Genomic DNA, 12,958 nt, shown 5'->3' with positions numbered 1-12,958 from the left:
CGACCAGGGTGTTGGCCGAGGCGGCATGGGCGAGCGGGGGGAGGGTGGCGCCGTCTGACATGGAAGCTACTTTATCACTGCGTTCAAAAAATCTCGATAAAAATTATTGACGCCGAGATTTATGCTGCTTATCGTAGAAAAAAGCGTCGAGACTACGACCGGCATGCAGCCGGCGGCAGACACGCCCAGGAGACAAGCAGTGATACGGCTACACGAGGTCCGGCATGCCCGGCTGCGCACCCGCAATCTGTCCGCAACGCCCGCCCGCCGGCCCTTGCTGCGGTACTTGGCGGGCTGCGTAGCCGCGTTCGCGGCGCTGGCCGCCGCGCCTGTCGCCAACGCCCAGGACTGGCCGGCGCGGCCCGTGACCATCCTGGTCAACGGCGGCCCCGGCAGCCTGCCCGACCTGTTCGCCCGGCCCCTGGCCGAGCGCCTGCATCATGCCCTGGGCCAGCCCGTGGTGGTCGAGAACAAGCCTGGCGCGGGCGGCATGCTGGCAATGCAGCAGCTCAAGTCGGCGCCGGCGGACGGCTACACGCTGGCCCTGGTCACGAACGCGCACCTGGTGTGGAACCCCTATATTTTTCCTGCCCTGACCTACGATCCGGCGCGTGATTTGCAACCCGTCAGCCCCTTGGCGGTCATCCCCATGGCGCTGACCGTCAATGACAAGATGCCGGCCAAGTCCCTGGACCAATTGCTGGCGCTGGCGCGGCAGAAGCCCGGCCGCTTGAACTATGCGTCCTCGGGCAACGGCAGCCCGCCCCACGTGCTGTTCGAGATGCTGCGCGAACAGGCCGGCGTCGACATCATGCATGTGCCGTTCAAGACCGGCACCGGCGCGCTCAATTCCGTGCTGGCCGGCGATACCGAAATCTATTTTGCCGGCACCGCGCTGGTGGAACCCATGGTCAAGGAAGGACGCCTGCGCGTGCTGGCCATGAGCGAAACCGTACCCGATGCCGCCTTCGGCAAGGCCCCGACCCTGGCCGCCAGCCATTTCACCGGCTTCGAAGGCGCGGTCTGGCTGGGCGTGGCGGCGCGTACCGGCACGCCGGACGCCATCGTGCAGCGGCTCAACCAGGAGATCGGCCGCGCGCAGCAGGACGGCGCGCTCAAGCAGATGTACGCCAGCCACGGCTCGCTGCCGTACCATCTGGCGGCAGCGGCTTTCGCCCAGCGCGTAGCAGAGGAGCGGGACGCTTCCGGCCCCGTGCTGCGCAAGCTGGGCATCAAGCCCGATTGAATTTCCTCTTTCCAACCCGAGGGCCAGTGCAAGGCTCGCTTCAGTGTGCACAGGCCCTCTAATTCCGGGCTCCGCTTGCGGAGCCCGCAGCAGCTTATGAACCTGATCGAAGAGATTGTTGAAAACTCCCCGTCCATCCGCGACATCCGCAGGGACATCCATGCGCATCCGGAACTGGCGTTCGAAGAGAACCGCACCTCCGACCTGGTGGCCCAGCTGCTGGAAAGCTGGGACATTCCGGTGCATCGCGGCTTCGGCAAGACCGGCCTGGTGGGCGTGATCCGCAACGGCGACTCCGGGCGCACCCTGGGCCTGCGCGCCGACATGGACGCCCTGCCCATGCACGAGGTCAACCAGTTCAGCCACGCCAGCAAGCATCCCGGCGTGATGCATGCCTGCGGCCACGACGGCCACACCGCCATGCTGCTGGGCGCGGCCCAGCACCTGGCGCGCCATCGCAACTTCGACGGCACCGTGTACCTGATCTTCCAGCCCGCCGAAGAGCGCGGCGGCGGCGCGCGCGAGATGATGCGCGACGGCCTGTTCGAGAAATTCCCCATGGAAGCGGTGTTCGGCATGCACAACATGCCGGGCATCCCGGTCGGCTGCTTCGCCTCGTCCGCGGGGCCGGTGCTGGCCTCCAACAGCGAATTCCACGTGACCATACGCGGCAAGGGCGGCCACGCGGCCATGCCGCATCTGGCCATCGATCCCATTCCCGCGGCGGCCCAGATGATCGAGGCCTTTCAGACCATCATCAGCCGCAACAAGAAACCGCTGGAGACCGCAGTCATCTCGGTGACCACGGTGCAGGCGGGCGGGGTCGTCAACGTGATCCCCGACACTTGCGAACTGCGCGGCACGGTGCGCGCCTACACCCGCGAAACGCTGGACCTGATCGAGCGCCGCATGGGCGAGGTCGCGCAGCACGTGGCCGGCATGTTCGGCGCGCAGTGCGAATTCGTCTTCACGCGGCACTATCCGTCGACCATCAACCACGAAGCCGAGACCGCCTTCATGCGCAACGCGCTCACGGCGGTGGTGGGAGCGGAGCGCGTGCTGGTGCAGGCGCCCATCATGGCGGCCGAGGATTTTTCCTTCATGCTGGAAGAGGTGCCCGGCAGCTATTGCTTCATCGGTAACGGCGAAGGCGACCACCGCGAACCGGGTCACGGCGAGGGGCCTTGCCTGGTCCACAACACCAGCTACGACTTCAACGACGCGCTGCTGCCGATCGGCGCCAGCGCCTTCGTGAAGCTGGCAGAGAACTGGATGCCGCGTAAGTAGCGGCAATGGCGGCGCGGGCGGGCAGGGCCGTGCCTGTCTGCCCGCGCGCCGCAAGATCCGGGTTCAGTGTGTCGTACCGGCCTGGACCGACAGCTCGTGGTTACGTGTGCGCACCAGCAGCGCGCTCAGCAGCGCGGCAAGCGCCGCGATCAGCGCGCCCGCCAGAAAGGTCAGTTGATAGCCGCCATTCAGCGCCACGGTCGGCGCCGCACCCGCGGCGGCCAGGCCCGCGCTGCGCGCCGCGGCCAGACTGGCCAGCACCGCCAGGCCCAATGCGCCGCCCATCATGAACGCCGTGTTGACCACGCCCGAAGCCAGGCCGGACTGGCTGGGCTCCACATCGCTCATCGCGGCCAGCAGCATGGGATTGAAGGCCACGCCCGCGCCCAGGCCCAGCAACAGCATGCCGGGCAGCACGTCCGCGGCGAAGCTCCCATCCACCGGCGCGCGCGCAAACAACGCCAGTCCCAGCGCCGCCATGAAGAGGCCCGTGGCCAATGGCGCGCGGATGCCGAAGCGCATCACCAGCTTGGCCGACAGGCCCAGCGAGAACGCCGCCATGATGAGGTTGGCGGGCAGGAAGGCCAGGCCGACCTCCATGGGGCTGTAACCCAGTACCAGCTGCATGTACAGCGCCGACACGAAGAACCACGCGAACATGGCCGCGGCCCACAGCACGCCCACGACGTTGGCGGTCGCCACGTTGCGCAGGCGGAACAGGCCCAGCGGCATCAGCGGCGATTCCACCCGCGCCTCGATGGTCAGGAACAGGACCATCAGCGCGGCGGCCGCGCCCAGCAGGGTCAGCGACTGCGTCGACGTCCAGCCGGCTTCATTGCCATTGACCACGGCATACACCGCCAGCATGAGCGAGGCCGTGACGCTGAGCGCACCGGCCACGTCCAGCCGGGTGCTCGCAGCGGCGGGCCGGGCGGCCGGAATCAGCCGCAGGCACAGCGCATAGACCGCCACGCCGATCGGCAGGTTGACCAGGAAGATCCAGTGCCATGACAGCGCGCTGGTCAGCAGTCCGCCCAGCAGCACCCCGATGCTGCCGCCGCCCGCACAGACGAAGCCATACACGCCCATGGCGCGCGCCCGTTCGCCAGTTTCGGTGAACAGGTTCATGATGAGCGACAGCGACACCGCCGAGACCACCGCGCCGCCCAGGCCCTGCGCGGCGCGCGCGCCGATCAGCAGCGCCTGGCTCTGGGCCAGGCCGCAAGCCAGTGAGGCGATGGTGAAGACCACCAGGCCCGCCAGGAACATGCGGCGGTGGCCCAGCAGGTCGCCCAGCCTGCCGCCCAGCAGCAGGAAGCCGCCGAAGGTCAGCATATAGGCGTTGACCACCCAGACCAGCGAGGTTTCGGTGAAATGCAGGTCCTCGCGGATGGAGGGCAGTGCGACGTTCACGATGGTGGTGTCCAGCACGATCATCAATACGCCCAGGCAAAGCACCATCAGCGCCCACCAGCGTTGCTTGCCATGTATTCCATGCGTCATCGATTGTTGCTCCGTGGATGGCGGCTCGATCCGCCGTCTTGCTGTTTTAGTGGGAAACGCGCCCGCCGCTGACCATCCAGCGCGTGCCGTAGCGGTCTATCAGCGAGCCATGGGCCTCGGCCCAGAAGGTCTTCTGCAGCGGCATCGTAATGTTGCCGCCATCGGCCAGCAGCTCGAACACGCGCTGTGCGTCCGAGACCGTGGGATAGGCCAGGGACAGGGCCACGCCCTGCTTGCCGGGGTAGGGATGCCCGGCGGTGGCGTCGCTGCCCATCAGCGTCTGCTCGTCCAGCCCCAGGCGCGCGTGCATGATGCGCCCGGCGTCTTCATCCGACAGGACTGGCATGGCGGCGTCGGGCGGGGCGTCGGCATAGCGGATCATCGCCTCCATCCGGCCGCCCAGCACGCGCTCGTAGAACTGCATGGCTTCGGCGCAATTGCCGTCAAAGCTGAGGTAGGCGGATAGTTGGGGCATGATCTCTCCAGAGTGGTGAACGGACGGTGCCAGGAGGGCGGCGCCGCTCTATGATGGAAGCCCGACCCCCACATACAAAGGAGCCCGGCCATGCTTAAAGGAAGCTGCCATTGCGGACAGATCGCGTTTGAAGTCGACGGCGAACCGTCCCAGGTCCTGGAATGCAATTGCTCGCACTGCAGCCGTAAAGGCTATCTGCTGTGGTTCGTGCCCCGCGCCAGCGTGCGCCTCGCCACGCCCGCCAGCGGCTTGTCGACCTACCGGTTCAACAAGCACGTGATTTCACACCACTTTTGCGCCAATTGCGGCTGCGCGCCATTCGGCTTCGGCGTAGGCGCCAAGGGCGAAGAGACTGCCGCGGTAAACGTGCGCTGCCTGGAAAACGTGGATCTGAACGCCTGGCCCCGCATTCCGTACGACGGCCGCAGCATCTGAGCGCCGCTGGCCGGGCTACATCATAGGGCATGGCCGCGCCGCGCGATATGGCGAGTGCGTGACATGTCTTTTCATCGAATTGAACCAGTTTCCAGGGAAGCGCCGCATGAGCACCGTAACACTGCTGTCCGACGAAGACGTACGCAAAAGCCCGCAGGCCTGGGCCGTGTTCGAGGACATCCGCGCCACGCGCAAGTCGGATTTCATCAACAACTTCTGGCGCGCCCTGGCCAACGATCCGCCGCAGCTGGAGCGGGTCTGGGGCCAGCTCAAACAGGTCATGATGGCCGACGGCGAACTGTCGCCGCTGGTGCGCGAAATGATCTACATCGCCGTGTCCACCGCCAACGGCTGCACCTACTGCATCCACTCCCACACCGCCGCCGCCCGCGCCAAGGGCATGACCGACGGCCAGCATGCCGAACTGCTGGGTGTGATCGGCATGGCCGCCCAGACCAACGCCATGGTCACCGCCATGCAAGTGCCCGTCGACGAGGCATTCATCGTGAAATAGGAGGCCGCCATGTCTCTGATCCCGCTGTTTCCGCTATCCAACGCGCTGTTTCCCGCCGGCGTGCTGCATCTGCGCATCTTCGAGGTGCGCTACCTGGACATGATCCGACGATGCATCGCGGACGGCAGCGAGTTCGGCGTGGTCGGCCTGTTGGCGGGCCAGGAGGTGCGCACCCCGGAAGGCACGGAGATGCTGGCGCCCGTGGGCACGATGGCGCGCATCGACGCCTGGGACGCGCCCATGCCAGCCCTGTTGGAGCTGCGCTGCGTGGGCACGAGCCGTTTCCGGCTGCTTTCCAGCGAGGTGGCAAAATACGGCCTTTGGATGGGCCAGGCCGAGCCCATCCCCGACGACCCGCCCGCGCCCGTGCCGGCGGCCATGCAGCCTAGCGCCGACGCGCTGGGACGCCTGGTTGCCCAATGGCAGCAAGACGGCGTGTCCCCCGAAAGAATGCCCCTGGGCCCGCCGTTCAGGCTCGACGACAGCGGCTGGGTCGCCGACCGCTGGTGCGAATTGTTACCGCTGCCGCCCGACGACAAAGCCGCCTTGCTCGCCATGACCGATCCGGTGGCGCGGCTGGCGGCGATCCAGGACGTGCTGCGGGGGCAGGGGCTGGCTTAGGACAGATCAAGGGCTGGTTTAGGGCAGATGCCAGGGGCCTCGTATTGCTCGTATTGCGTACAGGGCCTCGGCGTAACCGTATTTGGACACCATGGAAATCAGGATAGACGAGGGCCTGCGCGCCTACATAGACCCCTTGACCGACGACGAGCGCGAAGCGCTGGAACGCAGCCTGCTCGCCGAAGGCTGCCGCGACGCCCTGGTGCTATGGGGCGACCTGCTGGTCGACGGCCACAACCGCCATGCGCTCTGCATGAAGCACGGCATCCCCTTCGAGACCCGCCAGAACACCTCGTTCAAATCCATCGAGGACGTGCACCTCTGGATGATCGAAAACCACCTGGGCCGGCGCAGTGTGTCGGACTTCCAGCGTGGGGTGCTGGCGTTGCGCAAGAAGGAAATCCTGCAGGCACGTACTCCTTCGGCGCCCGCATCCGACGATCCGCCCTGGGACGAAGACTCCGGTGAACCGCCGCCGTTGCCGGCCGCAGTCGTGTCGCAGGCGTTGAGCCGCCAGGCTCTGGCTCGGGCTGCGCGTATCAGCAGCAATACGCTTGGGCAGATTGAGAAGATACAGAAGGCTGCGGCGCCGGAATTGGTGCGGGCGGTCAAGGATGGGGCGATCTCCATCAACGCTGCGGCGGCGGTGGCAACGCTGCCGCCCGAGCGGCAGGCTGCCGCTGTGGCGGGCGGCAAGAAGGAATTGCAGCAGGCTGCTCGCGAAGTCCGCCAGGCCAAGGCGCCGCCGCCGCGGGAGGCGGTGCCGGATATTCCTATTGAGAATATTGCTGATTTGCCGGCTGAGGTGGCGCGGTTACGGGAATTGCTGACTCGGCTGACGGATGAAAGGGATCAGCTTAAGAAGAAGGTGATGCATTTGACGGTGGCGCTGGCGGAGGCCAGGAATGCGGCGGGGGGAGGGGATGATTGAAGGCAGGGCGGGTCTATACTCGGCCCCCGCCAATCTGCGTGATACGACAAGGCCAAATGAAAGCAAGAGAATTGATCATCGCTACGCTGGGCGTGGCGGTGTTGTATCAACCATCACCATCCTTCGCACAAAACATCAACGGAAAAAATCTCTACATCCAGAGATGCGCGATGTGCCACGGCGCAGATATCAAGGGCACGGGGCCATTGGCCAAGAAAAGCAACCCTCCCACGCCCGACCTCACAACTGCCGCATTCAAGAAGCGGCTCAATGATTATCCGGGCGTCATAGTCTCGTCGGTAATCCTTCGTCCGAACGGAGACCTGATTCCCAGAACGTTGAGGGAGAACGGCGTGAAGCTGGCGCCGCACTCCTGGACCGTTCAGGATTTTCGCGATTTGAACAAGTACATGAGCGACGTGATTTCCAAAAGCCGATGATGGCGTGTTGACCGTCTGATTGCGTGGCAACGGATGGGCGCGCGCTACATGCGCGCGCTACTTCAAGGGCAGATCCGCTACAGCGTCGCGCAGTTGCCTGGCCCTGTGCCGATTGAGTTCCGTCAAGCAGGCCAGCTTGCCCATCTCGTGCGCATTGCCCGCCGCACCGCCGCTCAATGACGCGGACAATTCGCATTGCGCCGAACGGTAAATCGGAAACGCCTGATTCGATGCAGCTAGTCGCGCCTTGGCATGGTCGACGTATTGCCGATCCTCATCCCATTTTCCCAGAGCCTCGGCGGCTTCCTTCTGTGCCGCCGTCAACGCCTTCACGCTCTCATCGGCCTTGCGGCTCAGGCAATCCCGCATCCCGGCCTGGGAGTCCCCGGAACAGGCTTCGTACAGCTCCTGTTCCGTCTGCGCTTTATCGGCGGCCATCGCGGCAGCGAGCGGTGCAAGTGCCAATACGCATAGCGCCAGAGGTTTCAGCGGCCGCATGAGGCCACCTGTCCCTGGCTGACCAGGCCATAGGCGTGGTCCAGCTTGTTTGCATAATTCTTGTCCCGGCGCATCGAGTTATAGCGAACCGCAACGGACATTGCAGTCACCGGGCGCCAACTTTTAATAACCCGCTGAACGGAAGCTTTTTGAATTTTCACGGATTGCCCTGGACGCAGAATGGTGGCCCGCGGGTTCAGCTTTTGCATAACCTCGAGTGTGCTTCCCTGCACGCTTGCGATCTTCGCAAGGCTGTCACCCGGTTGGACCTTGATCACCTGGATTCTTGCATCGTTTGCCACTACGCTCTGGTGCTCGAAGTTCGCCATGCGCATCAGGAGATAGCCGATCCCCGCCCGGATGTTGTGCGATGGATTGACTCTGGCCGAACTGAACGTCAAGCGGCCTTTCCATGCCGGAGTAAGAATTAGCTCCCCGCCTTCCGTGCCCGACAGCAGCGCACGCAGCCCGGGATCGCCCGTCACGCCGATCTGCATGGGCTTCACATTCCATTCGGAGTGGTTGGCGCCGGTTTCGACCCAGACCATCGCCTTGATCATTTTCCAGTTCAGGGATACATAGCCAGCCTTGCCCGATAAATGCTGGTTGTATTCATTGACCGCCGTCTGGATTTCGCAATCCCACGAATTCCATTTGGCGCTGCCCGTCGCATGGGTCAGGCCATCTCGCCAATGTTCGAACTTGGCATCCATTAAAGATTTATCCGTCATTGTCTTCCTTATGGGTTGAAAACACTTGGCTCGAGAAGGCATCCGATTGGCAACGGTCCAACGCTACAACGCGCGACGGCGCTGGGTCGCACTACGGAATCGGAAACTCTCCCAAAGAGTGTCAAGCCATTGAAAGCTCGGCGCCATCTGACCAGTTCGAAATCGAGCCGTTAGGGATGGGATCAGTCAATTTCGGCGATCCAGATCGAAGCGGGCGAGATAGCCAACATCAGATTCTACGGACTTGTTGAATTGGAGCGGGAAGAGGAGCTTAGGGCCGCGCCGCCGTAGTTGGCGCGGGTCCTCAAGCATGGCGCCATCTTCATTACTGCCGCGGCGGCAGTCTGGCACATATCTGCTTTTGGCCAGTGGCAGCCCTCCACAGATTGCATATGGGAATCATGCGTTGAGGACGCATCCACGTCACTACACCGTGGCGCGTACGGCTCTGACTTTGCTTTCGATCTCAATCAAGTCGCACGTCGCACTTGACCAGACTCGAGTTTCCCTGGTTAATGTCGCTGCCGATGGTTTAGCAGCTCCAGTGCAGGAGTTTTCGCCTCTCTCCACGTCAAGGTTATGGTTGCATCTACTCTCGTTGCCATGTTGTGTGCACATCTATTGTGCTTTTCGGTCATGTTTATGCTGATTAGCCGTCGCTTGCCCGGCAACAGGATGGGGATGGATTTTTTCGCCGCAGGTAATCTCCTGCTGGCGCTGGCCTATATCCTGCAATTGGTTGAAGGCGGACCCGCCTGGAGTGTGATGAGCGTCATCAACCACACGCTCACGCTGGCCGCCCCGATCGCCTACTGGCTAGGCGCCATGCGATTCTTTGGGCGTCAAGTTCGGCTGTGGCGAACGTTGATCATATTTTCCGTGGCCTATGGCATCGCGCAATGCCTGGTGCAATGGGGCGCGGGGCCTACGGCGCGCTACGCAATGCTTGCGGCAATGGCGAGCGTGCTTTTCTTTGTGATGACCATAACCGTGATCTACGGAGTCCGCACTTTCGCAAAAGACCTGTACGGAGAGATGTTCTTTTTTGCGCTTCTGATCGGCGGAATTTGCGTTCTGAACGCGCTGAAGTTCTTGAAAATCGTAGATGGCGGCCTGGATGCGCTGCACATGGATAGCCGATTTCAAATGATCTTCTATATCTACATGTCAACCCTGGCCACCATCGTGCCGCCTTCCATCGTCTGGTTGGTATTGCGACGGCTGACGGATAGCCTGCGCAATATGGCGGCGCGCGATCCGCTGACGGACCTGCTCAATCGCAGGGGGCTTCTGGATGCGCTGACCCAGTCATTCAATTCTCGAAATGCCGGACCGGCTCGATTGCTATTGTTGGATGTAGACCACTTCAAGCGAATCAATGACACCTATGGACATCAAGCTGGTGACGAAGTGATATGCCAGGTCGCGGACATACTTCGTTCCACGGTTCGCCGCGGCGACTTGACTGGGCGTATTGGCGGAGAAGAGTTTGTGGCTGTCTTCTTGGAAGCTGACGGTGATCGCGTAATCCACTTGGCAGAACGTCTGCGTGCCAGCGTTGAAAACCATGCAATCAGAGTGGCGGGTTCTGGCAATGTGCTGCGCTGTACGGTCACCATTGGGGTTTCACCGCCGTTCCATGGTGCGAATGAGTTGGAGGATGCGCTTCGGCAGGCTGATGCCGCTCTGTACAGGGGAAAGGCGGCGGGACGCAATCGGATCGAATCTGCCCACGTCTTTGCCAGCGTTGCGGTGGAGGGCCCTGGATCAGCGACAGTGTGAAATAAGGATGCCAGATAGAACTAAAACGGTCCTGTCATGTTGTCCCGGAGGGGCTGGATTGTCTCCAGGCGGTTCAGATAAACTGTTTCCAGTTTTTTCCACATAGAGGAAGTCGTATGGGGTGGGAGTTAAATAATTTGACGGTTGTGGCAGGGGGCGTAGGCGTGACGCTTGGATACCTTTTTCATGGCTAAATTCAAGGCGGCACTTAATCGAGGCAAATGCGTTTGTGGAGAAAAAATCAGCAGAGCACGCGAAAATAGCGTTGTCTGAGTATAAGTCCTCCTCGGAATTGACGGCATTGCTTGATTTGCGCTTTAGGGATGGTCATCAAGCTGGCTCTGCCGAAGCAATCAACCAGTACAAGAAATCCGAAGGATATGGGGCTCTTTTTTCTCTGGAGCATTCCAAAGGGAAGGCGGCAGGAATTGATGAGGAGAGAAACCGTTGGCAACTCATTTAAACTTCCATTGTTATCAATGATGATGGGTTTTTTAGCTACACAGTGGAAACTGGCTATGAAATGCAGATATTTTATGGTGGTTTTCCAATCAATGACCCGTTAAGGCGAATTACCGAATATCACAAAAAATCCAAAGATGAAAATATTAATAGATTTGTGAGTGTTGCTGAAAAAAGCTGTTGGTGCCGCAGTGGAGATTGCTTCTAAAAATAAAATTCCTGTCGCGGTAAGAAAGGCCAAGCAAGAAAAGAAGGCTGAGTAAAGCTCAGGAAATGAAAAAGAAGGGGGCGGACGGCGATGTTACGGGATCTATATGATGATATTGCAGCCTGCTACCTTTCCTCCGGACCGTCTTCCGCAGCAGCATTTGCGGAAGTTTGGCGATCATTCGATCCGGCCGGAGGTGGCTATACCATTCTAGAGTTCTTGAAAAAAGGGTGCCAGACTACAGTTTTCACCGCGAAAATTGTAGTCTGACACCTTATTTCCCAATGCCGTAAATCCGCGAGGTAAGAATGGAAGATCCTAAGATCAAGTGGGAGCCCGTAAATGCGGTTCCGTTGGGTGACATAGAAGAAGCGATTGGTCCCCTCGTTTCTAATAGAGGAGGGGTTTCGATCATGAAGAACGGGACTCTCTTGTTCATTAAAAAATCCGACGATAATTGCAAGAATGCATGCTTGGCATTGAGCGAGGCTGGGTATTTGACGGATTTCAGGGTCAAGAGTATTGCCGGCGGGAACTTTCTAGTAGCCTTGCATGGTGCAATAGCAGTCTTTGTGGGAGCAGGGGAGCTTGCGGAAAAGATCGAAGAGATTAAAGCCAGAATGGATGAGCTGAAATTCCCCGGCGAAGATCTTATAGTTCCGCAGGGATGGACAGAGGAAGAGTTTCTGGCAGGGCTGTACGGCAGGGGAAAAATGCAGAGAGATATTCGTGAACAGAATTTCCATGTCCGTATGGATTGAGCAGATTGATGCTCAGAAAGACTGCAAAATTCGTAAGGAGAGTGGAATTGGATTCCATTGGCAAAAAAAAGATTGGGCCGGGTCAGCCGCTGCCTCGGCTTCCACCATCAGTCAATTGCAGAAATTGGTAAATGCAGAAATTCCTATTGGTGCCGAACCGATAGCTCCGGACTGGGAAAAATTCCCTGAAATACTAGGACGTGGTAGTTGATCTTCTTGTTATCGTCCGAAAAGGTGTCTGGCTATTTTTTGCCTGAACTGCCAAAATTTTAGTCTGGTGCCTGTTTTTTGAGGACGAAAAAGTCGGTGCTTGGGGGGCTGGTTATGAGCGAGAATGTGATTGTACGTAAGATAAAATCTGATGCGGGGATATTGGTCGAGTACCATATTGACGGTGTCAGCGATTGGAATTTCTTTGATTCATTATTAGAATTCTTCAAGAAACAATATGGCGCGGTTGTTGAGAATTTCACGGATGGAATTTTTACTCGATCATATCAGTTGCGAGTGAATGGAGAGTATTTCATTCTGGAACATAATGAGGATATTGGTAATTGGTTTTCTCCTGTACCGAATCCGGAGACTCGCCTCTCATGCACGTTATTGCCGATGATCTCGAGGGTAGACTGAAAGATGTTCCTTATGACTGAATGCATATTTGTCCGTGCAAGCGCCGTGCGACCCGGTTTAAATCGGTTGAGTAGATGTGGGGAGGCTTTGTGCCTATCTGTACTACTGCGACCATGAGCGGCCACATTAAGGCGGAATGATTGAAGGCAGAGTGCCGGCGCAGGAAAAAAAGGTGTCAGACTACAATTTCGCTATTTAAGAGCTGAGAAATTGTGGTCTGACACTGAGGTTTCCCCACGGATTTCCAGGGAAACGCATTCTGAATCAATGGCTTGTTGCGCAGAGCGGGGGCAAGCTTTTAGCTTACGGTGATCAGGGCATGCATGGCACCAGTCTTATACCCTTCATAAGGCGACCAAACCGTTTGAAGGAAGACAGGCCATGCACGCAGTCGGAGTATTGCAGAAACTGCTCCAGGATTCGATCCCCAGCCT

At 60.0% G+C, this 12,958-nt stretch carries 16 protein-coding genes; 12 read left to right on the top strand and 4 right to left on the bottom strand.

The window, feature by feature from the left end; all coding sequences use genetic code 11:
- Positions 1–199: 199 nt before the first annotated feature.
- Complete coding sequence (locus WBB14_RS00210; protein ID WP_424238044.1) at positions 200–1,246, top strand: Bug family tripartite tricarboxylate transporter substrate binding protein; 1,047 nt, start codon at positions 200–202, stop codon at positions 1,244–1,246.
- A 96-nt stretch (positions 1,247–1,342) separates the two neighbouring features.
- Entirely contained in the window at positions 1,343–2,533 is a 1,191-nt protein-coding gene (locus tag WBB14_RS00205; protein WP_424238043.1) for a M20 aminoacylase family protein, read from the top strand.
- 63 nt (positions 2,534–2,596) lie between these two features.
- Here the strand turns inward: WBB14_RS00205 and WBB14_RS00200 are convergent, their stop codons facing one another.
- Both WBB14_RS00200 and WBB14_RS00195 read right to left on the bottom strand, forming a co-directional pair.
- Positions 2,597–4,036 (bottom strand): MFS transporter, encoded by a 1,440-nt coding sequence (locus WBB14_RS00200; RefSeq protein ID WP_424238042.1) that lies wholly within the window; start codon positions 4,034–4,036, stop codon positions 2,597–2,599.
- 46 nt (positions 4,037–4,082) lie between these two features.
- The gene (locus WBB14_RS00195) at positions 4,083–4,511 is read right to left on the bottom strand and encodes a VOC family protein (RefSeq protein ID WP_424238041.1); all 429 of its coding nucleotides are present in this window, start codon (positions 4,509–4,511) and stop codon (positions 4,083–4,085) included.
- Positions 4,512–4,601: 90 nt separating this feature from the next.
- Here WBB14_RS00195 and WBB14_RS00190 point away from each other — a divergent pair, with 90 nt between their 5' ends.
- The 5 genes from WBB14_RS00190 (at position 4,602) to WBB14_RS00170 (ending at position 7,452) form a co-directional block, all read left to right on the top strand.
- Positions 4,602–4,946: a GFA family protein gene (locus tag WBB14_RS00190; RefSeq protein ID WP_424238040.1), complete on the top strand. Its 345-nt coding sequence runs from the start codon at positions 4,602–4,604 to the stop codon at positions 4,944–4,946.
- Positions 4,947–5,052: 106 nt separating this feature from the next.
- Positions 5,053–5,460, top strand: a complete 408-nt coding sequence (locus WBB14_RS00185) for a carboxymuconolactone decarboxylase family protein (RefSeq protein ID WP_013394197.1) — start codon at positions 5,053–5,055, stop codon at positions 5,458–5,460.
- A 9-nt stretch (positions 5,461–5,469) separates the two neighbouring features.
- Entirely contained in the window at positions 5,470–6,081 is a 612-nt protein-coding gene (locus WBB14_RS00180) for an LON peptidase substrate-binding domain-containing protein (protein ID WP_424238039.1), read from the top strand.
- Between the two features lie 91 nt (positions 6,082–6,172).
- Entirely contained in the window at positions 6,173–7,012 is an 840-nt protein-coding gene (locus tag WBB14_RS00175) for a hypothetical protein (protein ID WP_424238045.1), read from the top strand.
- 56 nt (positions 7,013–7,068) lie between these two features.
- Positions 7,069–7,452: a c-type cytochrome gene (locus WBB14_RS00170; protein WP_424238038.1), complete on the top strand. Its 384-nt coding sequence runs from the start codon at positions 7,069–7,071 to the stop codon at positions 7,450–7,452.
- Between the two features lie 57 nt (positions 7,453–7,509).
- Here the strand turns inward: WBB14_RS00170 and WBB14_RS00165 are convergent, their stop codons facing one another.
- Together WBB14_RS00165 and WBB14_RS00160 are read right to left on the bottom strand one after the other, a co-directional pair.
- Complete coding sequence (locus tag WBB14_RS00165; protein ID WP_424238037.1) at positions 7,510–7,950, bottom strand: lysozyme inhibitor LprI family protein; 441 nt, start codon at positions 7,948–7,950, stop codon at positions 7,510–7,512.
- A complete protein-coding gene (locus WBB14_RS00160; protein WP_424238036.1) occupies positions 7,938–8,663 on the bottom strand; it encodes a LysM peptidoglycan-binding domain-containing protein in 726 nt (241 codons plus the stop codon). The genes WBB14_RS00165 and WBB14_RS00160 overlap by 13 nt, the downstream gene beginning before the upstream one ends.
- A 597-nt stretch (positions 8,664–9,260) precedes the next feature.
- On the opposite strand from WBB14_RS00160, the gene WBB14_RS00155 reads away from it, so the two are divergent.
- The 5 genes from WBB14_RS00155 to WBB14_RS00135 all read left to right on the top strand — a co-directional run bounded on the left by WBB14_RS00155 (position 9,261) and on the right by WBB14_RS00135 (position 12,524).
- Positions 9,261–10,463, top strand: a complete 1,203-nt coding sequence (locus tag WBB14_RS00155) for a GGDEF domain-containing protein (protein ID WP_424238035.1) — start codon at positions 9,261–9,263, stop codon at positions 10,461–10,463.
- A 229-nt stretch (positions 10,464–10,692) separates the two neighbouring features.
- Entirely contained in the window at positions 10,693–10,926 is a 234-nt protein-coding gene (locus WBB14_RS00150; RefSeq protein WP_424238034.1) for a hypothetical protein, read from the top strand.
- A gap of 515 nt (positions 10,927–11,441) precedes the next feature.
- Positions 11,442–11,894, top strand: a complete 453-nt coding sequence (locus WBB14_RS00145; protein WP_424238033.1) for a hypothetical protein — start codon at positions 11,442–11,444, stop codon at positions 11,892–11,894.
- Positions 11,878–12,105 (top strand): hypothetical protein, encoded by a 228-nt coding sequence (locus WBB14_RS00140; RefSeq protein ID WP_424238032.1) that lies wholly within the window; start codon positions 11,878–11,880, stop codon positions 12,103–12,105. The genes WBB14_RS00145 and WBB14_RS00140 overlap by 17 nt, the downstream gene beginning before the upstream one ends.
- 113 nt (positions 12,106–12,218) lie before the next feature.
- Positions 12,219–12,524: a hypothetical protein gene (locus WBB14_RS00135; protein ID WP_424238031.1), complete on the top strand. Its 306-nt coding sequence runs from the start codon at positions 12,219–12,221 to the stop codon at positions 12,522–12,524.
- Positions 12,525–12,958 lie beyond the last annotated feature (434 nt).

This window comes from Achromobacter sp. (assembly GCF_049647645.1).
Classification (GTDB): domain Bacteria; phylum Pseudomonadota; class Gammaproteobacteria; order Burkholderiales; family Burkholderiaceae_B; genus Achromobacter.
Note: the sequence above shows the minus strand (reverse complement) of the source record. Positions and strands in the feature narration are given on the sequence as shown.